This window comes from Odoribacter lunatus, from assembly GCF_943193135.1.
In the GTDB taxonomy this organism is placed as follows: domain Bacteria; phylum Bacteroidota; class Bacteroidia; order Bacteroidales; family Marinifilaceae; genus Culturomica; species Culturomica lunata.
In genome coordinates this window covers 45,689-68,388 of sequence record NZ_CALPCZ010000005.1, presented here as the reverse complement: position 1 = coordinate 68,388, position 22,700 = coordinate 45,689, and the positions used below count along the sequence as shown (strand labels likewise).

Genomic DNA, 22,700 nt, shown 5'->3' with positions numbered 1-22,700 from the left:
GATATGAGACACATCTATTTTTTGATTTTCCTACCATTGTTGTTATTGGCAGGAATAGGATGCAGCAAAGACAAAAGCATAGAAGAGCCCGACGAGCCAGATGTTCCGGTGACGCCGGTAGCTGTCACGCTGGAATTGTCCGACGCGGATTTGGTTTTTGATGCGGAGGGCGGACAGAAGACATTTACCATTACGAGCAATGCGGAGTGGACGATTACCAACGAGAGCGAGTGGTGTACGACGGATGTTACTTCCGGAACGGGCAACCGGACGGTGACGGTCACTTCCCAAACTTACGGGGAATTGGAAGACCGCAACATGAATTTAACCGTCAAAGCAGGTGATAAGAGCCAAGTACTGGAAGTGACACAAAAAGGCAAGGATGCCATTATTCTCGATAAAGCGAAATTCGAGGTTGCGCAAGGAGGGGGCGATTTGGCTATCAAGGTGAGAAGCAATGTGACATACGAAGTGGTTATCCCCGAATTTTGCAATTCCTGGATACAGCCGGCTCCGGAAACGCGGTCAGAGATAAGCGATACGACCTACCGTTTCATCATCGCAGGGAATGAAGACGAGGACTCCCGAACGGGATACATCATCTTCTCCGCCGCTTCACTGCAAGACACTGTACGCATCTATCAGACGCAAAAAGACCAATTGGTGCTGACGCAAACGAAATATAACCTGTCTGCAAACGATACGACCATCGTAGTGGAATTGAAAACCAACGTAGACTATGAAGTCAGCATCGTGGGAGATGACATTTCGTGGATTAGCCGGATAGAAACGAGAGCCAGCCGCGTAGACCGCCTGCTGTTTCACATCGATGAAAACACCACCGACGTCCTCCGCAGTGCCAAGATTGCCGTACAGGATAAAAACGGCATACTCTCCGATACGGTCTATATTCAGCAATCTAATACAAATAATTTCGATAACCCAAACATTACAAAGTATTTTGACCCCGAATTTGCAAAAGTATTGAAAAATAAAGGGTATATTCCTGACGCCTCTTACATTACATTGGCTGATGTGAAAAACATCAATACATTGAGTATAAACGGAAGTTATGATAGTTGGTATGCGGGAGGAAAAGGTTTGACCTCTCTGGCTGGAATAGAATACTTTGAATCTTTAACTAATTTGGATTGTTCTTGTAATCAACTCGCGTCCTTGAATGTAAGCGGATGTACAGCGTTGACAAGATTGGTTTGCGATAATAATCAACTGACATCCTTAAATCTAAATAGATGTACTGCGTTGACTACGGTATGGTGCACTGATAATCAACTAACTTCCTTAGATGTAAGTAAGAATACAGCGTTGACAAACTTAGGTTGCTCTCTTAATCAATTGACGTCCTTAGATGTAAGTGAATGTACTGCGTTGACAGGCTTGTCTTGCTCTGTGAATCAATTGACTTCCTTAGACGTAAGTAAGAATACAGCGTTGACCTATTTGAATTGCAATGATAATCAACTGACTTCCTTAGATGTAAGTAAGAATACTGCGTTGACAAGTTTGTCTTGCTATAATAATCAACTGACCTCATTAGATGTAAATGGATATACTGCGTTGACCTATTTAGATTGCGCTAGTAATCAACTGACCTTCTTAGATATAAATGGATGTACTGCGTTGGCTTACTTGTATTTCGGTACTAATCAACTGACTTCCTTAAATCTAAGTGGATATACTACGTTGACCAGCTTGAATTGCTATAATAATCAACTGACCTCCTTAAATCTAAATGGATGTACTGCGTTGACAGGCTTGAATTGCTCTTTTAATCAACTGACCAACTTAAATCTAAATGAATGTACCACGTTGACTAGCTTGACTTGCTCTTTTAATCAACTGACCGACTTGGATGTAAGTAAGAATACTGCATTGACTCACTTGTCTTGCTTTAATAATCAACTGACTTCCTTAGATGCAAGCAGATGTACAGCGTTGACCTATTTAGATTGCGCTAGTAATCAACTGACCTTCTTAGATATAAGTGGATGTACTGCGTTGACTACGGTATGGTGCCATAACAATCCCGGAGACGAAATAAGTCTTTTTCCCGTAACAGCATGGTTTGATAATAATAATATTCCTAAAGCTATAAAAAACAATAAAAAAAGTTGGGATTACAATGGCAAAACCATTACCATAGATTTCCGCAAAGCGGAATAACTTTTAGAGGGGTATCTCTGGGATAACCGGGGATTCCCCTATCCTATAAATAACACCATCCTACCCTATCTGCGGATAGAAATTGGATAGTAGAACATTAGATTGGCAAAAATAATTTCTTAATTCTGTCTACTTGATTGTCTGAAAAATAAATTAAAAATCTTGAAGTTTAGCCGGACTTAGTTCCGGCTTTTCTTTTGGAAAGAAAAAGACACAGGGAAGTATAAAAAGGATGGTATATCCCTATTGAGTAAATTTGCTCTATAATATTAATAATTAGAGCTATGAAACAGAATAATGAATCCAACACTCAGGAAAATCTTGTAACTGGAGATAATAACCAGCTACAATTTTCATCGGCTGTAAGAATGTTTGAGACTGCTATAACCGATGAAGAAGTAAACGAAGCATTAAAACAAATCAATGAATTAGCTGAAAACAATAATCCAAAAGCACAAAACTTTATGGGGTGGCTATATTATGAGGGGGAACTATTCCAACAAGACTACAAAAAAGCATTCACGTTATTCTCTAAATCTGCACAATCACAATATACAGATGCCTTGTTTATGCTGGGGGTCATGTGTAATAAAGGGCAGGGAATTAATAAAGATGAAAAACGGGGATTCCATTATTTTAAGCTGGCTGCTGATAAAGGAGATGAATATGCCCTATTCAATATCGGTATCCATTACTATAACGGATACGGAATAAAAAAAGACTTACAAAAGGCATTTGAGTACTTCCACTTGGCAGCACAACAAGGTATTGCCGAGGCACAGCTCAATGTGGGATTCCTGTATCATTATGGACAAGGCGTGGAACAAAACTACGAGGAAGCGGCACGGTGGTATGAAAAAGCAATGAAACAAGGAAAAGAAGAAGCTGCCTTTAAATTAGCATTGATTACCCCTAAACTACATAAAGCCGGGTAAGCATACAAACAAATACCAAATGAATTTCGCATTATAAATTGAGATTTATTCGCATTAAGTTTCCCGAAAACCTTAATAAAACCTTAATCGAAGCAATAAAAAAGAGGTTAGACTTGTTATCTAACCTCTTGATTTTCAATTGTCGGGGTGACTGGATTCGAACCAGCGACCACACGCCCCCCAGACGTGTACTCTACCGGACTGAGCTACGCCCCGATGTGAGTTTACGGCTGCAAATGTATAGAAAAAAATTAAATAATAAACTATTCTCACTTCAAAAATAATCGCAATTATCTATTTATCCCCCCACCTATCAAATAATCTCCCCGATAGAATGCCACTGGCTGACCGGAAGCAACAGCCCACGCAGGGGACTGCAAACGGACAGATATCGTATTTTCCGATTGGCGTTCCAATACGGCAAAGCCTTCCGGATTCAATCCCAAACCCCGCACTTTTACAGATATATCTTGCGCTCCAACATCTTTCCAATTTACCATATTTACCCGCATGACGCACAAAGTATCCACATACAAATCCGATTTATCCGCCGCTACGATACAATTGTTTTCCACATCAATTGCCTTTACATAAAGGGGATGCCCATTACGCAAAGGCATATCTCTTTTCTGCCCCACCGTATAATTCAAAAGCCCCGCATGCCGCCCGATGACATGCCCTGCCTGGTCTACAATATCACCCATTCCTCCAATAGTGGATTCTTCCACATGCCGACCTATAAATTCCCGATAATCTTTCCCTTCTAAAAAACAGATGCCCATACTCTCCTTTTTACGACTGACCTCCGAGAAGCCGTTTGACTCTGCATACGCCTTTACCTCCGCTTTCGTACAAGCCCCCAAAGGCGTCAAGGAACGAGCCAACACGTTCTGTTTTAATCCCCATAAAAAATAAGACTGGTCCTTTTGCGAGTCTCTGCCCTTTCGGATATACCAACCAGTATCCTTTTGTTCCACATGCACATAATGTCCCGTTGCCACCCTTTGTATGCCGAGACTATCCGCTGCCGCAACCAGTAAATTCCACTTGACGGTTGCATTACAAAACGTACACGGATTAGGCGTACGCCCTATAAGGTATTCATTTACGAAAGGCGTGACCACTTCTTTCCGAAAGACTTTTTCCCCGTCATACGTGACAAAATCAATATTCAATTGACGGCACAATCGGGCAACCTCTTCCCCACTATCATTATTCCACAATTGCAAGTACACACCTATCACCCGATACCCTTGTTGCTTTAACATCAAGGCAGTAACTAAACTATCTACTCCCCCGCTTAATCCGACAGCAACCGTCTCACACATGTCAGGCAAAAAACAGATAAGCAATAACAATGGCCGCAACAATACCGACAAAATCAGCTATCAAGCCGCAAGGCACGGCGTAACGCGTATTTTTAATCCCTACAGCCCCAAAATAAACGGCAATAATATAAAACGTGGTATCCGTCGCTCCCTGAAATGTAGAAGCCAAACGCCCCACAAAAGAATCCGCCCCGTAAGTAGTCATAGTATCTATCATCATTCCCCGGGCACCGCTTCCGCTCAATGGCTTCATTAGTGCGGTCGGCAGTGCCTTCACAAACTCTGCGTCAAATCCCAAGAATGCAACAAAATGCTCTATACCGGATATCAATACATCCATTCCCCCGGAAGCCCGGAAAACACCCACCGCCACTAATATGGCAACAAGATACGGTATAATCCTGACCGCTACCGAGAAACCCTCCTTCGCCCCGTCAATAAAAGCATTGTACACATTTATCCTTTTCAGTGCCGCCATTGCGATAAAAAGAATTATAATCGAAAAGAGAATAATATGACTTGCCACACCAGAAACTACCGTTACCATCTCCTTGTCCAGCATCGAAAAATACCAGATAACCCCGCTAATCAGCAACGTCATGCCACCTAAATAAGCCAGAATAACTCTATCCCACAAATTAATCCGCTGATAAACAGCCACCGCTATCAAACCCGCTAACGTAGAAAAATAAGTGGCCAACAATATCGGGATAAATATATCCGTCGGATTCAGCGCCCCCAATTGCGCCCGGTACACCATAATCGAAACCGGAACCAACGTCAGCCCCGAAGTATTCAGCACAAGAAACATAATCTGCGCATTGCTGGCTGTATCCTTGTGACGGTTATACTCCTGCATCTCCCCCATCGCCTTAAGCCCCATCGGCGTAGCGGCATTATCCAACCCTAACATGTTTGCGGCAAGATTCATCATAATAGAACCGTAAGCAGGACTATCCGTCGGTAATTCCGGAAAAAGCCGTTTAAAAAAAGGATGTATCAATCTCGACATCACATGAACAGCACCACCCCGCTCTCCGATTTTCATAATCCCCATCCACAACGTCAAAACCCCTGTCAAGCCCAAAGAAATTTCAAAACCGGTTTTCGACATATCAAATGTCGATTTTATCATAGCACTGAAAACTTCCGTATCCCCATCGACAATCAATTTGAACAATGCCAATAAAAAAGCGGCACCAAAGAAAAATATCCAAATATAATTCAGTACCATACCACAAAACGTTACAGAACCGCTTTAAACGTATTTTGCAACAACGAGACAATTGTCATCGGTCCCACACCACCAGGCACCGGTGTAATATAGGAACATTTCGGTGCAACATGTTCAAAATCCACATCTCCGACTAACTTAAATCCCGACTTCGTTTTATCCGAAGGTACCCGGTGAATCCCCACATCAACCACCACCGCTCCTTCTTTTACCATATCCGCCGTTACGAAGTGGGGTTTTCCCAAAGCAACAATTAATATATCTGCCTGGCGCGTAATCTCCTGTATATTCTGCGTTCGGCTGTGACATATCGTCACAGTACAATCCGCATGCGCATCCTTACGCGACATCAGTATCGCCATCGGCGTACCGACAATATTGCTCCGCCCGATTACCACGCAATGCTTACCCTTCGTCTCTATATCATAACGGGTCAGCAATTCGACAATTCCCGCCGGAGTCGCCGGCAGATAAGTAGGCAGTCCGGCAACCATCTTGCCGACATTAAATGGATGGAACCCATCCACATCCTTATTCGGATCTACCGCCAATAAAATCCGTTCCTCCGAAATATGAGTAGGCAAAGGCAACTGCACAATATACCCGTCTACATCCGCATCCGCATTCAATTTATCTACCACTTCCAGCAATTGCTCTTCGGTCATATCGGCAGAAAAACGCATTTCCGTACTTTTGAAACCGACCTCCTTGCACGATTTTACCTTACTTGCAACATACGTCTCGCTTGCCGGGTCATTTCCCACCAACACAGCAACCAAATGAGGAATTTTCTTCCCTGCCTGTTTTAGTTCCGCCACTTTATCCGCAAGTTCCTGCTTAATTTCCGCCGCTATCTTTTTTCCGTCGAGTAACTCCATAATTGCCTCCTTCCTTATATATCCATAACTCTTTTTTCGTATTATCTTCTCATTCCTTTCATACCTCGCAACATCTTGCCCCCTCCCGATAACATCTTCATCATCTTCTTCGATTCCTCAAACTGCTTCAACAACCGATTAACATCCTGCACCGTTGTACCACTTCCTTCTGCAATACGTTTCCTCCGGGAACCGTTGATAATCTCTGGAGATTCACGTTCCGCTGGTGTCATCGAATGGATAATCGCTTCCACGCCTTTAAAAGCGTCGTCATCTATATCCACATTCTTCAGTGCCTTCCCCACTCCCGGAATCATCGAAGCCAAATCTTTAATATTACCCATCCGCTTAATTTGCTGGATTTGCGACAGGAAATCATTAAAATTAAACTGATTCTTGGACAACTTCCGTTGCAACTTCTTCGCCTCCTCCGCATCAAACTGTTCCTGCGCTTTTTCCACCAACGACACAATATCACCCATTCCCAAAATCCTGTCCGCCATACGCTCCGGATGGAAAGCATCTATCGCCTCCATTTTTTCTCCCGTACCGACAAATTTAATCGGTTTATTAACCACCGTACGGATAGACAAAGCGGCACCGCCTCGCGTATCACCATCCAACTTGGTCAATATCACGCCGTCAAAATCAAGACGGTCATTAAACTCCTTCGCTGTATTCACCGCATCCTGCCCGGTCATTGAATCAACCACAAACAACGTTTCATCCGGTTCCACCGCCTTCTTCAGGGCAGCAATTTCATTCATCATTTCCTCATCCACCGCCAAACGTCCCGCCGTATCGACAATCACCACATCATTTCCATCCGTTTTCGCCTGCCTGATAGCCTCCAAAGCGATTTTCACCGGGTCTTTACAATTCTCATCGCTATATACAGGCACATCGATTTGCTGCCCCAACACCCGCAACTGCTCAATAGCTGCCGGACGATACACATCGCCCGCTACCAGCAACGGCTTTTTTCCCCTCTTATTTTTTAGTAAATTAGCCAGTTTCCCAGAAAAAGTCGTCTTACCCGATCCCTGTAAGCCTGACATCAAAACAACCGCCGGTTTCTTCTTCAAATCAATATCCACATTCTTCCCCCCCATCAATTCCGCCAATTCATCATGCACGATTTTCACCATCATCTGACCCGGTTTCACAGCAGTCAGCACATTCATACCCAACGCCTTTTCTTTTACCTTATTCGTAAAATCCTTGGCAATCTTATAGTTCACGTCGGCATCCAACAACGAGCGTCTCACTTCTTTCAGTGTTTCCGCCACATTTAACTCCGTAATCTTTCCCTGCCCTTTTAACAACTTAAACGAACGTTCCAGCTTGTCCGATAAATTCTCAAACATAATACGATATATTTTTTATTTATAACTCTATTTACATTTATACCCTTTAACGCTTGCCTATGTTCTTTAATACAACAAACGTTTTATCTATCAACGAATTATCTACCACAACCGTAAACTCATTGGTAGAAGAAATAACCTCAGTCAGATTAATACCTTCCCACGAAAGCTCCTTCATGATAGTATAATAAAATCCCGGTTGCAAACTATTTCCTTTAGGCAACTTCAACGTCACTGATGACAAGTCATTTTGCTTGAACAGACACACCTCATTTTTAAAATAGTCTCCTATCACCTCTTCCATCGTATTACTTACCACCAAATTCGTCTCAAACACTCCTTGCACCAACGTATAAAAAATCTCCTCATTCTTCACCAAATTCTTCAATACCTCTATATGGCACTCCAGCAACGTCGCAGAATTTTTAAACGTATAGTCGCACAAATTACTACGCAAAATAATATCTCCCATATTATTCAGCAACTTATTCAGTTGCATCTGTTCCCGAACTTGTAAATAAGGTGCCAGACGATTCAAAGACATCACGATTGCACCCGTATTAATCTCTTTTTGCAATATTCTTTCCACCTCCGGCTGCAACTGCCGTGCCAATGCCGACACATTGATAATGCCGGCAGCCAAAGCCTCCGACAAATAAGGACGATGTTTTACGATATCTTCAACAGCATGTGAAATACTTACCATATCTCTTGTTGTTTAAATTTCAACAAACATACAATATTTCTATAAACTTTGTATACTTTCTCATCACAAATCTACCGCTCAATACAATTTTATCCACTCGTATCCATTTCCCGTCGCCTCCATGTATCGTATGAAATCTTCGGTTTTTATCGCCAGCGAAGCCCGATTGTCATTCGGATGAAAAGAGAGTTTTTCCGCTTTCTTCAAATTCTCATCCCAAAAGACATATACATGATGCTCTGCATCATTCACCAATCCGAAAGGGCTGACAGAGCCAGGATACAAACCCAAATACTTCACCATTCTCTGTTCCGATGCAAAACTCAGCTTCCCCTGTTTCAGCAACTGCTCCAAATCATGAATTGCCAGACTCCGATCACAATGAAAAATTACCAAATAGTGGCGATTACCCTTGTGATTTCGAAAAAACAAATTCTTGCAGTGCGTACTGTCCAATTGTGTCCAATATTGACGTGCAATCTCTATCGTCGGAGCCGGCGGATGCTCAATATAATCAAACTTTATCCCCAGCTTTTCCAAAGTCTCATATACTTTTTCCTGTCCTATCATCGAATCCCAAATTAAAATGTTTCATATCACACCATTTCCCTTGCCAACTATCCCGCTCCTTCAAACGCTTATCCAACTTCGCAACAAACTCATAATTCTTCACGCCCCAGTTGGGAGCGATCAAATACTCCGGAGGAGCCTGGTTCACAAAACGCTCCAGATACACTTCCGGATTCATCCTTTCAATAACATCCGCAATAAAGTCCAAATATTCCTCCAGAGTATACAATCGGAAAAGCAGCGGATTATTCAGATACTCATCCGCCATTCGCGTCCCCCGTATAATTTGCAGTTGATGCAGTTTTAAAATATGAATCGGCAATCGGCTCACCCGTACCGCTCCATCCAGCATGGATTGGGGTGTCTCACCCGGCAACCCGAATATCAGATGCGCGCCGATGTAAATACCCCTATCCGCCGCACTGATTATTGCCCGCTCGGCCTCCTCATAGGTATGTCCCCTGTTTACCTTTGCCAACACGGCATTGTCCGTCGATTCAATACCGAATTCCACACATACATAATATTCCCGCGCCAATTGCTCCAAGTACGCCAAAATCTCTTCATTCATCACATCCGGGCGTGTCGCAATCACGATACCCGCCACCTGGGAATGTGCCAACGCCTCCTCATAACGTTTCCGCAATACGTCCAAAGGCGCATAAGTATTGGAATACGCTTGAAAATAAGCCAGATAACATTGTCCTTTATATTTGGAGTCAAAAAAACGGATTCCTTCATCCAACTGACTGGAAATACTTTCCACCGAACGGCAATAATCTGGATTAAAACTCTCATTATTGCAAAAAGTGCATCCGCCTGTTCCCTTCTTCCCGTCCCGGTTGGGACAGGTAAAACCGGCATCCACGGAAAGTTTCTGCACTCTCACCCCGAATACCTTGCGACAAAATGCGGGAAAATCCCTATACCTTTTCTGACCCTTTGTACCGTTCATAACCATGCGACGAAATAGTGAACAAAGATAACGCAAATCGTATGCAGTTTCAAATTTATTTCATTCACGGTACCATTCTATTAAAATATACTTATCCCCCTTTATTTTTGAGAGGATTTTCTACAAAAAACGAAGTTGTTTTTTTTCATATTGTAACAGAATTTTATTATGTTTGCAAAATTGAAAAAATGATTTACTTTCTTTATCATTCACATTGAATATCAGGATATTGAAAAGAAATAATTTCAACAATTTATAAATCAAATTTAATACTATGAGTACTAAGTACGTTTACACATTCGGAGACGGAAAAGCAGAAGGTAAGGCAGACATGAAAAATCTGCTCGGCGGCAAAGGCGCCAACCTGGCAGAAATGAATTTAATCGGCTTGCCTGTACCGGCAGGTTTTACAATCACGACTGAAGTTTGTACACTTTACAATCAAGAAGGTAAAGAGGCTGTCGTTAAATTAATTGAAAACGATGTTAAAGCCGGTATCGCACACATGGAAAAACTCATGAATGCGAAATTCGGTTCTAAAGGAGAAGCTTTCCCGTTGATGGTATCCGTACGTTCCGGAGCCCGTGTTTCCATGCCGGGTATGATGGATACTGTGTTGAACTTGGGTCTGAATGATGATGCTGTAAAATTGTTGGCAGAAAAGTCAGGCAATGCTCGTTTTGCATGGGACTCTTACCGTCGTTTCATACAGATGTACGGAGATGTGGTAATGGGTGTGGCTGCCGGTAAAGGTGAACACAATCCGTTCGAAGCAGAAATCGACAAACTGAAAGAAGCAAAAAATATCAAACAAGATACAGAGTTTACGGCAGAGGATTTGCAGGTATTGGTTGAAAAATTCAAAAATGTCGTTAAGAAGAAGACCGGAAGGGATTTCCCGACCAATCCCTGGGAGCAATTGTGGGGTGCTATCTGTGCTGTATTTGATTCCTGGATGACGGAACGTGCCGTTCTGTACCGCCAATTGAATCAGATTCCCGAAGAATGGGGTACCGCTGTAAACGTTCAATCTATGGTTTACGGTAATATGGGTAACAATTCCGCTACCGGTGTGGCATTCAGCCGTGACGCCGCTACGGGAGAAGATATTTTCAACGGAGAGTATTTGATTAACGCACAAGGTGAAGACGTTGTGGCTGGTATCCGTACTCCGCAGGAAATTACCATTGAAGGTTCCCGCCGTTGGGCTAAATTACAGGGTGTTTCCGAAGAGGAACGCGCTTCCAAATATCCGTCTCTGGAGGAATCCATGCCGGAAGCTTATGCTGCATTGAATGCCGTACAAGAGAAGTTGGAAGACCACTTCCGCGATATGCAGGATATGGAATTTACCATTCAGGACGGTAAGTTGTGGATGTTGCAAACCCGTAACGGTAAACGTACGGGAGCTGCTATGGTCAAGATGGCTGTAGATATGTTAAATCAAGGCATGATTGACGAAAAAACGGCTTTGTTGCGTCAGGAACCGGCTAAATTGGATGAATTACTTCACCCAGTTTTCAACAAAGAAGCTTTGAAAAAGGCTCATACGATTACGAAAGGTCTTCCGGCTTCTCCGGGTGCAGCCTGCGGTCGTGTCGTATTCTTCGCCGATGAAGCTGAAGAATGGAAAAACAGAGGCGAAAAAGTGGTGTTGGTTCGTTTGGAAACCTCTCCCGAAGATTTACGCGGTATGAACGTTGCCGAAGGTATTTTGACAGCCCGGGGCGGTATGACGTCTCACGCAGCTGTTGTTGCCCGCGGTATGGGTAAATGCTGTGTATCCGGGGCCGGTGATATTACGGTTGATTATGCAAAACGCAAATTCAGCGTAAACGACACTGTGATAAAAGAAGGTGACTGGATTTCTTTGAACGGTTCTACCGGTGAAGTTTATTTGGGTAAAGTGGAAACAGAAGATGCTACCTTGGATAAGGATTTCACAACCATCATGAATTTGGCAGAAAAATATACGCGCATGTTTGTACGCACCAATGCCGATACCCCGAAAGATGCCCGCAAAGCACGCGATTTCGGTGCGAAAGGTGTAGGCCTTTGCCGTACGGAACACATGTTCTTTGAAGGACATCGTATCGATGCGATGCGTGAAATGATTCTTTCCGAAACCGTAGAGGGACGCCGTGATGCACTAAACAAAATTTTACCGATGCAACGGGGGGATTTTGAAGGTATTTTGGAAGCCATGAACGGTTTGGGTGTGACCATCCGTTTGCTTGACCCGCCTTTGCATGAATTTACGCCGAACGAACCGGCTTCACAGCAATATATGGCACACAAATTGGGTATGCCGGTAGAACGCATTAAAGAAAAAGTAGATGCTTTGCATGAATTCAACCCGATGTTGGGTCACCGCGGTTGCCGTTTGGGTGTTACCTATCCGGAAATCACCGAAATGCAGGCCCGTGCAATTATCGAAGCTGCTTGTAATCTGAAACAACGCGGTTTGGATCCCCGTCCGGAAATCATGGTTCCGTTGGTTGGTACTATCAAAGAGTTGAAACAGCAGGCTGACATTATCCGCCGCGTAGCAGCCCAGGTTTTTGAAGAAAAAGGCGTAAAAGTGGAATACAAAGTGGGTACGATGATTGAAATCCCGCGTGCCGCCATTACGGCCGACCAGATTGCAGAAGTAGCTGAATTCTTCTCTTTCGGTACGAACGACTTGACACAGATGACTTTCGGTTACTCTCGTGACGATGCCGGCAAATTCTTACCGGAATACATCAAAAAAGGTATCTTAAAAACCGATCCGTTTGCCGTACTCGACCAAGAAGGCGTCGGCCGTCTGGTTGAAATGGGTGTCAAATTGGGACGCAAGACCAATCCGGATTTGAAAGTAGGTATCTGCGGTGAACACGGTGGAGAACCTTCCTCTGTTATTTTCTGCGATTCAGTTGGAATGAATTACGTAAGCTGCTCACCTTTCCGGGTACCCATCGCTCGCGTAGCTGCCGCACAGGCTGCTATCATGCACGCTAAAAAATAATAACATATTTATTACATGCGATATGAAGAACTTCCCATTCGGGAAGTTCTTTTTTTTTAGAAAATACAAAAAATATATAATAACCGAACATTCGCCCCCTTACTTGCGTTCACCCATCCGAAATTGTACGAATGTCAAGAAAAGGAGTATGAATAAAAAAATAATTAATATTCTTTTGATTTCATGCCTGTTGTGGTTTATCTATTTTATATCCACACTGTTTTTCGTCAGTTTTTTCGATATTTCCGGCTGTTCCATGGAGCCGACACTATACACGGGAGATAATATTATTATCGACCATCCGGTGTTAGGCAGCCGGATTGCCAATCCGCTGGCCGCCTTGAAAGGTGCAGAGGCCCAGACAAGAGAGCGGATTAATCCATTGAAAATCAGACACAATGAGGTAGTCGTTTTTAATTTCCCTTTTACCAGTTCCTGGCAGCAAATCCGCATGAATCTCAATACTTACTATATAAAGCGCTGTATCGGTGTTCCCGGAGATACTGTCGAAATACGGAACGGTTTCTACTTTGTCAATCACAGAAAAGGTGTAGGTCATCAGGAAAATCAACTCCGTCTTTCCCTGCGCTCAAAAGAGTCGTTCGATTTTTCCGAGTATTATACATTTCCTTACAATGCTTTTTTGAAATGGAATATAAAGGAATTCGGCCCCCTGTTTGTTCCCGGCCATAATTCTTATGTTCAACTGACTCCCCTTAATTATATACTCTATAAAAGTCTGATTGAGTGGGAACAAAAAAAGCCTTTGCATTACTTCAATGAGAAAGTATTTCTCGGAGACGAAGAGATTGTCGGCTATCGTTTTATGAAAAACTATTATTTTATGGGAGGCGATCACGTGGAAGATTCCGAAGATTCCCGTTACTGGGGACTGGTTCCCGAAGAATTCATTGTTGGCAAAGCATTATTGATTCTAAAATCCATTGATAATGAGGGGAATTATCGCTGGAACAGATTTTTAAAAAAGATTCCTTCCTGACCTTCCAATGTCTTCCATTTTTTCAACGTAAAAAAAAGTAACAAATTATTTATTTACTATAATTTTTTTCATACTTTTGCACGCGAAAAAAATAAAAGTGCGTTTGAACATTAACAATTAATTTTCATATAAACTTAAAATTTTATTTCTATGGAACTTACAAATTCAGCATGGAAGAATGCGACTTCCAAGATTTTCTTAGGTGTATTACTTTTTTCTTTGTCTAGTATTGCCGGTGGTATTCTTGCAGCTATTCTTGGACTTATCCTTAAAAGTCTGACTTTGATCAGCATTATTGTTTTGATTGCAGGTATTGCAACTATCTTGGGATACGTTTTGTATGTATTGGGCTTAGGAAATTTCAAAAACATATTGGCCGGTGAAGATGCTGCCGCTGTTTCTAAAGTTTGGTTAGCTGCTATTCTGGCTCTTGCAGGATCTGTTATCACTGTTCTTGCCTTTTTGATTCCGGGAGTTGCAATTATCGGTACGATTGCTGCAATTGCCGCTTATGTTTTGAATCTTTTAGGATTTATGGCATTAAAAAATTCTTCAACTTTCCCGGCTTTGGCAAAAGCAGGTGCTAACAAATTATTTTTAGCTTATATACTGTATTTGGTTGGTAGTATTGCTGCTTTCTTTTTACCCTCATTCATTTCAGGTATTATTAACTTGGTTGCTCTTGTAATGATTTTGTTGGGTTGGGCTGCTATTAAAAATGCTAATGTAGAGGCTTAAGCTTTTATTGCAGATATATAAAACGGGAGATAAAATCTCCCGTTTTTTTATTTGTTCGCCTCCGTCACCAAAGTGAATCCCTCTCCGTAACCTGTAACTATTTGCAAAGATTTATCGGGCTTTAGATATTTTCTCAATTTTACCATGTAATTGTCTATTGTTCTCTCTTTCCCGAAGGTCGCTATTCCCCACAATTTTTCGCACAAAAAGGATTTAGATACAACAGTATTCTGTTTTTCACACAGGAATCTCAACAATTTTGCTTCGCTCGGTGTCAATTTAATCTTTTTGCCATTCAAGGTCAAGGAGTAATCCGCATAGGAAAAAGAAGTAATTTCGGACAATATGTGATGTAAATCCTTTCCTATATGACGGGCGATGACATTTAATCTGGCGATAATCTCAGGCGGCTCGCATTCTTTACGAATGTATTCGTCAGCACCCATATCCAAGGCTTTTGCTACAGAGCCACTTCCCGATATTGAGGTGTAGATAACAATCGGGATTGCCGTGTCTACTTCCCGTATAGCCTGGAGTAACTGAAAACCACTCATTCCGGGCATCATGATATCCAACAGGAGTATGTCATAGGAAAAGGTTTTATATTTCTCCCAAGCCTCTTTTCCATTGGATGCAATGTCTACGGCATAGCCCGCCCTCGTGAGCATGTCCCGATTTAATTCGGCTATCATCACTTCATCTTCCGCATACAATATCTTTATTGGTTGTTCCATGGCAGTACCATTATAAACTCACATCCGTTTTCGCTTTTTACCTCCATTTTTCCTTTATGGGCTTTTACTACTTTCCACACATAATGCAATCCCAAACCGAATCCTTTTTGTGCTCCTGTTCCCTGATAATATTTCCGGAAAATTCGGCGCAGTTCTTTTTTCGGTATACCGCGACCATTATCCGCGACGGTAATCCGTATATCTTTGCCGTGCAATCTACATGTTATTTTTATCCGACACTCTTCCGCTGTATATTTTACAGCATTTTCCACCAAATTGGCAATCGCACCCGACAAATGTACAGAATCTGCCTTGAAACCGGATACAGAACTATCACATTCCATGTCTATCTGTTTTCCGCTCAGACTTTTATATTGCCTGATAATTCCCACTATCATCTCCGGAAAATTTATCTCCGATTTTTCCAAATGTATTCCGTACACCCCGACCGAATGAGTCAACAGACGCCGAATACCTTGTCCCATGGTATCCAACCTTCTTTTTAATTCGGTATATAGTTTTTCCTGTTCTTCGGTATACTCGGAAACCGAACGGTTTTTGATTTCGTAGCTCATACGCCTAACAAAATCAACGGGTGATTGCAGGTTATGAAGTACGATGTGCATGAACTCTTCTCTCGCATTGGCGTTTTCTCTTTCCACCCGTACGGCATGAATTAAAAAGCCAATAAAGAATACCAACAAAAGGAATAACACTGCTGTCATCAGAATACGGTCGAATTCATGATACAGAAAATTAATAAACGGGAAATAGTAATAGGCTTCCAAGGTACGTCCCGTCACATATCCCAACGGAACAGGTCCAAAACTAATTTCTTTGCATTTTGCCACCGATAAATTCCCCGACTCATCTATGCTGTTCCCCACGGAATCCCGGATAATTATCTTCAACGGTACCGCATGATAAAGTTCACGAAGGCTATCTTGTATCAATGTGCCCAAGTGAGAGGCTTTCCACTTTGTATTCGAAGCATCATAATATACCCGTTCAAAAATTTCCTTTTCTGTTATCCCTTCTTCAAGCGAATAACAATATTTTTTATCTTCTACCAAAATCGTCAATCTTCTAGTTTCGGATTCAAATGAAATAAGATTTCTACTTTTAGTATAGATAAATCCTAAATTCACATTCAACTTAGGAATACCTTGCTTTATATCCTCTAATATCTTTTCTTCAAACCTCTCTTTCTCTGATTGATACAACCCTTCCAACAACACGAGTTGAAAACACAACACCCCCACAATTCCCACAATAGCAATAATCCAAGTGTATTCTTTTCTCTTTTTCATATAGTTTCCAAGGCTCCCCAATTAATAGATTTTAAGAATTTAAAATAAAAACCATGACATTTTCATGACAATCTAAGCCAATTGCTTCTATTTTTTCCCTATATATTTGCATCGAGTTAAAAGTAATCAATAATTCAAAAGGCATGAAAAAAAGCAAAAGAAAAATAGTATGTATACTTGCCGTTTTAAGTAGTATTATCATTCTTACTGCCATTTTTTCTAACAGCAAGAATTCTTTGAACTCTTCTGATATTTTTACTGTAGAGGCTTTAGCGGGAAGTGAAGAACTTATACCAGGTTGTGAAAGAACTGCTGGATTTTGTATTTATAACGGCATAACTGTTATAGGAGTTGCATACAAAGAATAAACATGAAAAATATTTCATACATATTACTTTCATTCATTTTAGGATTGGGATATGCTTGTTCGTCAGAAGAACAGGAAGTTTCTTATTTTTCCGAAAATGCTCAAACGGAACATTTGGAAGTTGTTGCACCATTTGAGAATTGGGGAATCAGTAATCCGTCTGAAATTGCCAAAAGCAATGGCGTTTTCGCTGTTTCAACTCCTAACGGACAAAATAATATCAGCCTTTTCTCGCTGCATCAAGATGCAAGAATCGACCGCATTACCCGAAGCCGCACAAATGGACAGGCATTTTATACCAGTGCCTTGAGCAGTACCGCCACGGAGGTCTCCGCTTTGAATTTTCAAACAGGACAATTGTTTGTTACTCCCGAAACAGAAAACGGTATGTCGGAAACATATAGCATACAATTACCGGAAGGTGTGCAACACCTGATTGCTGATAAACATGACGATTTTATTATTTCTACCGGATTATATGAAAAGGGACGTTATATGTTGTATTCTTTGGAAAACGGAAGTGCCCGCTATTTTCTATCTTATCCCGGACATCCCGATTATCCCCAACTAGATGAATACAGTAAAAGTGTTTTGTACGCCAGCAGTGTTTTGAAAATAAGACCGGACGGCAAAGCGTTTGTTTGTTCCGATATGCGTAGCGGTATTTTGGATATTTGCGGAATTAACGGAGACCAAATCGAGAGAATAAAATTATTGACATTCTATTTCCCTAAAGTGCATATTTCGGGAAATACACCCAAAAATCTAAAAGTAGCTTATGACAAAAGTACGATTCACGGATTTATGGATATGGCAGTATCAGATCATCGCATTTATGTCCTGTATTCCGGGAAAAGTAAAAAGAAAGACCGTTATCATATCGGATTTTGTCAGACTCTCTTGGTGTTTGACTGGAATGGTCTCCTCATGGATACATATACGCTGGATATTCCGGTAAGTAATATTTGTTACGATAAGAATGAAAATACTTTATATGGAATCGGTCATAATCCGGAAACGGTTTTAGTCAAATTCTCTGTATAAAATATACAGAAAGGAGCAAGTTTGATTGTTTTTGCATCATCATCAACCAAGTCATTCAATCAATGCTTGTCTCCTTTCTTTTTTACTTTTTAATCTAAATTTTCCGACAGTGTTTTTCAAAGTTTATAAATCATTATAAATAAGCATTTTATAAGGCAACATAAAAAGCCTTAAAAAAAGAGGCTCTTTTTGCATCAAAAACATACTCTTTTTGAATAGAAAACCTATCCTTTTTTATTCGGAAACGATAGGTTTAAAATTTAATCGCTGTTTCTATCACTCGATCATCTGCAAAATTCGGTAATGTCACTTTTAATGCAGGATTGGATTCCATTGCCCGTCTAATTGCAAATACAGCCCCTTCATTGCGTGCCCAACTGCGCCGGGATATTCCGTTGTTCACATCCCAGAAAAGCATGTTTTTCAATCTTCTGTCCGCATCTGCACTTCCATCCAATACCATTCCGAATCCGCCGTTTATTACTTCTCCCCAACCTACTCCCCCTCCATTGTGAAGCGATACCCATGTAGCACCGCGGAAAGAATCCCCGATAACGTTCTGTACTGCCATATCCGCAGTAAATTTGGACCCGTCGTAGATATTAGACGTTTCCCGATAGGGAGAATCCGTGCCGGATACATCATGATGATCACGTCCTAAAACAACCGGAGCGGTCAATTCTCCCGAAGCAATAGCTTTATTAAAGGCTTCCGCTATCCTTATCCGCCCCAAAGCGTCCGCATATAAGATGCGAGCCTGTGAACCTACCACCAAGTGGTTTTCTCCGGCAGCTTTAATCCAACGGATGTTGTCATACATCTGCTGCTGTATTTCTTTCGGTGAAGTACTTGCCAGTTCTTCCAATACCTGCGTCGCCAGTTCGTCTGTTTTTGCCAAATCCCGGGGATTACCACTGGTACATACCCAACGGAATGGTCCAAAACCGTAATCGAAGCACATGGGGCCCATGATGTCCTGCACATACGACGGGTATTTGAAATTGCCGTTCGGTTTCAATATATCTGCCCCGGCCCGGGAAGATTCGAGCAAAAAGGCGTTTCCGTAATCAAAGAAATAAGTTCCAAAACGCTCTACACATTTATTAATCGCTGCCACATGCCGTTTTAACGAGTCTTTTACTTTCTGTTTAAATTTTTCCGGCTCTTCCGCCATCATCCGCTTGCTCTCTTCAAAATCCATTCCGACAGGATAATATCCCCCAGCCCACGGATTATGCAATGAGGTCTGGTCAGAGCCTAATTCCACCGCAATATCTTCTTTTGCCAAACGTTCCCACAAATCCACGACATTTCCCTGATAAGCGATGGAAACGACTTCTTTGCCGGCTTTAGCTTTCCGCACCCGATTCATCAATACATCCAAATCATCGATCACCTCATCCACCCAACCTTGTGAGTAGCGTGTGTGTGTTGCTTTGGGGTTGATTTCCGCCGTAATACTTACACATCCAGCAATGTTCCCCGCTTTAGGCTGTGCCCCGGACATTCCTCCCAATCCGGCTGTTACAAATAACTTACCAGCCAGTCCTTCTCCATGTTTGGAAATTTTACGTCCGGCATTCAAAACCGTAATTGTCGTCCCGTGTACGATTCCTTGCGGTCCGATGTACATAAAAGAGCCGGCTGTCATTTGACCGTATTGGGATACCCCCAATGCATTGAAGCGTTCCCAGTCATCCGGTTTAGAATAATTCGGTATGACCATTCCATTGGTTACTACTACCCGCGGTGCGTCTTTGTGGGAAGGAAACAAGCCTAACGGATGTCCGGAATACATGACCAATGTTTGTTCATCTGTCATTTCCGACAAGTATTTCATTGTCAAGCGATATTGTGCCCAATTCTGAAATACGGCACCATTTCCTCCGTAAGTAATCAATTCGTGGGGATGTTGTGCTACCGCTTTATCCAGATTGTTCGTAATCATAAGCATAATGGCTGCCGCCTGTAAGCTCTTATGGGGATAGTCCTGTATGTTACGGGCATACATTTCATAATCGGGACGGAAACGGTACATATAGATTCGTCCGTACTTTTCCAGTTCTTCCGCAAATTCCGGTGCCAAGACAGCATGATGCTCCGGCTTAAAGTACCGTAAGGCATTGCGTAATGCCAATTTTTTCTCTTCTTTGGTTAAAATATCTTTGCGTTTCGGCGCATGATTGATTTCCGTATCATACGGTTTCAAAGGAGGAAGTTCTGCCGGTATTCCTTCTCTGATTGCCTCTTGAAACTTCTGTAATGTCATAATATATATTTTTGCGCTAATTTAATATATTCCCCCGATTTCAGAAATAAGAATCAAAAAATCCCCTATTTTTGTCTTAATAAAAATAATAGACATGGATATAAAAATCGGAGATTTTGTAAGATTCATTTCTGAAAAACTGGAAGGTAAGGTGACAAGCCTAATTGACCGAGATACGGTAAATGTGTATTGTGAAGAATATGGTTTTGAGATTCCGGCAAACATTCATGATTTGGTTGTTATTAAATCCGGACTTAGTAATACAACTGCCATTAACAAAGAAAACACAGAGCCCAGCTCTATTCCTACGGAGGCAAGCAATATGCTGTATCTTGCAATTGTTCCGGAAGATTTTCAAAACCTCACCGATTGCCGTTATGAGTTTCATCTGGTAAATGATACATCACTTATTTGCCTTTATACGATAAACTTCGATTATGAAGAAGGATATTCCGGTATAGCCGCCGGCAATTGTGATTCCGACCATTGTCAGTCCATCGGTACTTATTCCCGGAAAGAAATTGACAGAATCAATGCCATAACCATACAAGCTCTTTTATATCGGAAAGGGAAATATTCACATCAAGCCCCTGTCGAAAGCCGAATAAAAATCGCTCCGGCCTCTTTGCAAAAGAACGGTGCCTATAAGCATGTAAAATGGTTTAACAATATGGCTTTGCTTCGACCATTAGAGGGATTCCAAGAAACAGAAAGGAAATTATATCATTTGTTCCCTGAACCAAAGACTCAAAAAGATAAGACTCTGCCTGTCCAACCTTCCAAGCAACCCGTTAAGAATGTTATAGAGATTGATTTGCACATCCAACAATTACTGGACTCTACCTCCGGTATGGAGAGTAAGGATATTTTGGAATACCAATTGGATGTATTTCGGAAAACATTGGAAGAATACAAATTACGTAAAGGACAGAAAATAGTATTTATTCACGGAAAAGGAGACGGCGTGTTGCGCCAGCGTATTCTATGGGAATTGCAGACACGCTATAAACGTTTCCAACATCAAGACGCATCTTTCAAACAATACGGTTACGGAGCAACAATGGTCACCGTCAAATAAATTTTCTTCTTTATGCTGTTTTATAATTGAGCAAGGTAATGTTCCGCATCAATGGCAGCGCGACATCCCGAACCAGCGGAAGTAATTCCCTGACGATACACAGGGTCCATGACATCCCCCGCAGCAAAAACCCCCGGAACATTGGTCCGTGTCGATTTCCCCTCCGTTACGATATAGCCTTGCTCATCGGTTGTTATGTATTTCTTGAAAACTTCGGTATTAGGTGTATGCCCGATAGCTAAAAAGAAGCCGTCAATTTTAATATCAATTTCTTTTTCTTCGGGAGTACCTATTTTATACAGCAGATGTGCTCCTTCCAAACCCATATCCGTACCGTATAAATCTTTCGTATTATGTTCAAACAATACCTCTATATTGGAAGTATTAAATACACGGTCCTGCATTGCTTTGGAAGCACGCAGATAATTTTTCCGAACTATCAGATAAACTTTCCGACACAATCCCGCCAGATAAGTTGCTTCTTCACAAGCCGTATCCCCTCCCCCGACTACCGCAACGTCTTTCCCTTTATAAAAGAAGCCATCGCAAGTTGCACATGCACTGACGCCAAGCCCTCTGAAACGTTCTTCTGACGGAAGTCCCAAATAACGGGCCGTCGCTCCCGTCGCAATAATAATACTATCCGCTTCCAACTGCTTTTCTCCATCTACCGTCACCCGAAGAGGTTTTACGGAAAAATCAACTTCTGTTACTATTCCGAAACGCATGTCAGTACCAAAACGCTCTGCCTGCCGCCTCATATCTTCCATTAATACCGGGCCTGTCACGCCGTCCGGATAGCCGGGAAAGTTTTCCACTTCGGTTGTCGTGGTCAATTGTCCTCCCATCTGTAATCCTGTATAAAGTACGGGATGCAGGTTTGCCCGAGATGCATAGATTGCCGCTGTATAACCGGCAGGTCCGGAACCTATAATCAAACACCTTACTTTCTCTATTGTATTTTCCCCTTGCATAAACTTAACTTTTTAATTTCCG

Annotated in this window: 19 protein-coding genes and 1 tRNA gene; 8 read left to right on the top strand and 12 right to left on the bottom strand. The window is 42.0% G+C overall.

Annotation, left to right across the window (positions count from 1 at the left end; translation table 11 throughout):
• Window positions 1-3 precede the first annotated feature (3 nt).
• Entirely contained in the window at window positions 4-2,184 is a 2,181-nt protein-coding gene (locus tag NFR61_RS03750) for a leucine-rich repeat domain-containing protein (protein ID WP_251620739.1), read from the top strand.
• A 284-nt stretch (window positions 2,185-2,468) separates the two neighbouring features.
• Window positions 2,469-3,119 carry a tetratricopeptide repeat protein gene (locus NFR61_RS03745; protein ID WP_251620737.1) on the top strand — a complete coding sequence of 217 codons (651 nt, stop codon included), beginning with the start codon at window positions 2,469-2,471 and terminating at the stop codon, window positions 3,117-3,119.
• 142 nt (window positions 3,120-3,261) lie between these two features.
• Here NFR61_RS03745 and NFR61_RS03740 read toward each other — a convergent pair.
• The 8 genes from NFR61_RS03740 to mnmL form a co-directional block, all read right to left on the bottom strand.
• Window positions 3,262-3,335, bottom strand: a tRNA-Pro gene (locus NFR61_RS03740).
• A 74-nt stretch (window positions 3,336-3,409) separates the two neighbouring features.
• Window positions 3,410-4,447 (bottom strand): tRNA 2-thiouridine(34) synthase MnmA, encoded by a 1,038-nt coding sequence (gene mnmA, locus NFR61_RS03735; protein ID WP_251620735.1) that lies wholly within the window; start codon window positions 4,445-4,447, stop codon window positions 3,410-3,412.
• Between the two features lies 1 nt (window position 4,448).
• On the bottom strand, window positions 4,449-5,681 hold the full coding sequence (locus NFR61_RS03730) for a nucleoside recognition domain-containing protein (RefSeq protein WP_251620733.1): 1,233 nt from the start codon (window positions 5,679-5,681) through the stop codon (window positions 4,449-4,451).
• A gap of 11 nt (window positions 5,682-5,692) precedes the next feature.
• A complete protein-coding gene (gene folD / locus NFR61_RS03725) occupies window positions 5,693-6,559 on the bottom strand; it encodes a bifunctional methylenetetrahydrofolate dehydrogenase/methenyltetrahydrofolate cyclohydrolase FolD (RefSeq protein ID WP_251620732.1) in 867 nt (288 codons plus the stop codon).
• A gap of 41 nt (window positions 6,560-6,600) precedes the next feature.
• Window positions 6,601-7,926 carry a signal recognition particle protein gene (gene ffh / locus NFR61_RS03720; protein ID WP_251620729.1) on the bottom strand — a complete coding sequence of 442 codons (1,326 nt, stop codon included), beginning with the start codon at window positions 7,924-7,926 and terminating at the stop codon, window positions 6,601-6,603.
• Window positions 7,927-7,972: 46 nt separating this feature from the next.
• Window positions 7,973-8,632, bottom strand: a complete 660-nt coding sequence (locus NFR61_RS03715; RefSeq protein ID WP_251620728.1) for an aspartate kinase — start codon at window positions 8,630-8,632, stop codon at window positions 7,973-7,975.
• A 78-nt stretch (window positions 8,633-8,710) separates the two neighbouring features.
• Window positions 8,711-9,202 carry a prolyl-tRNA synthetase associated domain-containing protein gene (locus NFR61_RS03710; RefSeq protein WP_251620727.1) on the bottom strand — a complete coding sequence of 164 codons (492 nt, stop codon included), beginning with the start codon at window positions 9,200-9,202 and terminating at the stop codon, window positions 8,711-8,713.
• On the bottom strand, window positions 9,177-10,157 hold the full coding sequence (mnmL, locus tag NFR61_RS03705) for a tRNA modification radical SAM protein MnmL/YtqA (RefSeq protein ID WP_251620726.1): 981 nt from the start codon (window positions 10,155-10,157) through the stop codon (window positions 9,177-9,179). The genes NFR61_RS03710 and mnmL overlap by 26 nt, the downstream gene beginning before the upstream one ends.
• A gap of 274 nt (window positions 10,158-10,431) precedes the next feature.
• Here mnmL and ppdK point away from each other — a divergent pair, with 274 nt between their 5' ends.
• The 3 genes from ppdK (at window position 10,432) to NFR61_RS03690 (ending at window position 14,902) form a co-directional block, all read left to right on the top strand.
• The gene (gene ppdK, locus NFR61_RS03700; protein ID WP_251620725.1) at window positions 10,432-13,164 is read left to right on the top strand and encodes a pyruvate, phosphate dikinase; all 2,733 of its coding nucleotides are present in this window, start codon (window positions 10,432-10,434) and stop codon (window positions 13,162-13,164) included.
• A 148-nt stretch (window positions 13,165-13,312) separates the two neighbouring features.
• Entirely contained in the window at window positions 13,313-14,164 is an 852-nt protein-coding gene (gene lepB / locus NFR61_RS03695; protein WP_251620724.1) for a signal peptidase I, read from the top strand.
• 150 nt (window positions 14,165-14,314) lie between these two features.
• Window positions 14,315-14,902, top strand: coding sequence for a hypothetical protein (locus NFR61_RS03690; RefSeq protein ID WP_251620723.1), 588 nt, complete (start codon window positions 14,315-14,317; stop codon window positions 14,900-14,902).
• A 47-nt stretch (window positions 14,903-14,949) separates the two neighbouring features.
• Here NFR61_RS03690 and NFR61_RS03685 read toward each other — a convergent pair whose 3' ends face one another.
• Together NFR61_RS03685 and NFR61_RS03680 are read right to left on the bottom strand one after the other, a co-directional pair.
• Window positions 14,950-15,636, bottom strand: coding sequence for a response regulator transcription factor (locus NFR61_RS03685; RefSeq protein WP_251620721.1), 687 nt, complete (start codon window positions 15,634-15,636; stop codon window positions 14,950-14,952).
• Window positions 15,621-16,946, bottom strand: a complete 1,326-nt coding sequence (locus tag NFR61_RS03680) for a sensor histidine kinase (RefSeq protein WP_251620720.1) — start codon at window positions 16,944-16,946, stop codon at window positions 15,621-15,623. Before NFR61_RS03680 ends, NFR61_RS03685 begins: the two co-directional genes overlap by 16 nt.
• A gap of 143 nt (window positions 16,947-17,089) precedes the next feature.
• Here NFR61_RS03680 and NFR61_RS03675 point away from each other — a divergent pair, with 143 nt between their 5' ends.
• Window positions 17,090-17,314, top strand: coding sequence for a hypothetical protein (locus tag NFR61_RS03675; protein WP_251620718.1), 225 nt, complete (start codon window positions 17,090-17,092; stop codon window positions 17,312-17,314).
• 2 nt (window positions 17,315-17,316) lie between these two features.
• On the top strand, window positions 17,317-18,357 hold the full coding sequence (locus tag NFR61_RS03670) for a BF3164 family lipoprotein (protein ID WP_251620716.1): 1,041 nt from the start codon (window positions 17,317-17,319) through the stop codon (window positions 18,355-18,357).
• Window positions 18,358-18,610: 253 nt separating this feature from the next.
• Here the strand turns inward: NFR61_RS03670 and NFR61_RS03665 are convergent, their stop codons facing one another.
• Window positions 18,611-20,626, bottom strand: a complete 2,016-nt coding sequence (locus NFR61_RS03665) for a urocanate hydratase (RefSeq protein WP_251620714.1) — start codon at window positions 20,624-20,626, stop codon at window positions 18,611-18,613.
• A 94-nt stretch (window positions 20,627-20,720) separates the two neighbouring features.
• On the opposite strand from NFR61_RS03665, the gene NFR61_RS03660 reads away from it, so the two are divergent.
• Complete coding sequence (locus NFR61_RS03660; protein ID WP_251620713.1) at window positions 20,721-21,704, top strand: DUF2027 domain-containing protein; 984 nt, start codon at window positions 20,721-20,723, stop codon at window positions 21,702-21,704.
• A gap of 20 nt (window positions 21,705-21,724) precedes the next feature.
• Here the strand turns inward: NFR61_RS03660 and trxB are convergent, their stop codons facing one another.
• Entirely contained in the window at window positions 21,725-22,678 is a 954-nt protein-coding gene (gene trxB, locus NFR61_RS03655) for a thioredoxin-disulfide reductase (protein ID WP_251620712.1), read from the bottom strand.
• Window positions 22,679-22,700: the final 22 nt, after the last annotated feature.

Coding starts and splice junctions, on each gene's coding strand:
- trxB (WP_251620712.1), bottom strand. CDS start 22,678: ATGCAAGGGGAAAATACAATAGAGAAAGTAAGGTGTTTGATTATAGGT.
- NFR61_RS03675 (WP_251620718.1), top strand. CDS start 17,090: ATGAAAAAAAGCAAAAGAAAAATAGTATGTATACTTGCCGTTTTAAGT.
- NFR61_RS03670 (WP_251620716.1), top strand. CDS start 17,317: ATGAAAAATATTTCATACATATTACTTTCATTCATTTTAGGATTGGGA.
- lepB (WP_251620724.1), top strand. CDS start 13,313: ATGAATAAAAAAATAATTAATATTCTTTTGATTTCATGCCTGTTGTGG.
- NFR61_RS03660 (WP_251620713.1), top strand. CDS start 20,721: ATGGATATAAAAATCGGAGATTTTGTAAGATTCATTTCTGAAAAACTG.
- NFR61_RS03730 (WP_251620733.1), bottom strand. CDS start 5,681: ATGGTACTGAATTATATTTGGATATTTTTCTTTGGTGCCGCTTTTTTA.
- ffh (WP_251620729.1), bottom strand. CDS start 7,926: ATGTTTGAGAATTTATCGGACAAGCTGGAACGTTCGTTTAAGTTGTTA.
- NFR61_RS03665 (WP_251620714.1), bottom strand. CDS start 20,626: ATGACATTACAGAAGTTTCAAGAGGCAATCAGAGAAGGAATACCGGCA.
- NFR61_RS03690 (WP_251620723.1), top strand. CDS start 14,315: ATGGAACTTACAAATTCAGCATGGAAGAATGCGACTTCCAAGATTTTC.
- ppdK (WP_251620725.1), top strand. CDS start 10,432: ATGAGTACTAAGTACGTTTACACATTCGGAGACGGAAAAGCAGAAGGT.
- NFR61_RS03710 (WP_251620727.1), bottom strand. CDS start 9,202: ATGATAGGACAGGAAAAAGTATATGAGACTTTGGAAAAGCTGGGGATA.
- NFR61_RS03685 (WP_251620721.1), bottom strand. CDS start 15,636: ATGGAACAACCAATAAAGATATTGTATGCGGAAGATGAAGTGATGATA.
- NFR61_RS03715 (WP_251620728.1), bottom strand. CDS start 8,632: ATGGTAAGTATTTCACATGCTGTTGAAGATATCGTAAAACATCGTCCT.
- folD (WP_251620732.1), bottom strand. CDS start 6,559: ATGGAGTTACTCGACGGAAAAAAGATAGCGGCGGAAATTAAGCAGGAA.
- mnmL (WP_251620726.1), bottom strand. CDS start 10,157: ATGAACGGTACAAAGGGTCAGAAAAGGTATAGGGATTTTCCCGCATTT.
- NFR61_RS03680 (WP_251620720.1), bottom strand. CDS start 16,946: ATGAAAAAGAGAAAAGAATACACTTGGATTATTGCTATTGTGGGAATT.
- NFR61_RS03745 (WP_251620737.1), top strand. CDS start 2,469: ATGAAACAGAATAATGAATCCAACACTCAGGAAAATCTTGTAACTGGA.
- NFR61_RS03750 (WP_251620739.1), top strand. CDS start 4: ATGAGACACATCTATTTTTTGATTTTCCTACCATTGTTGTTATTGGCA.
- mnmA (WP_251620735.1), bottom strand. CDS start 4,447: ATGTGTGAGACGGTTGCTGTCGGATTAAGCGGGGGAGTAGATAGTTTA.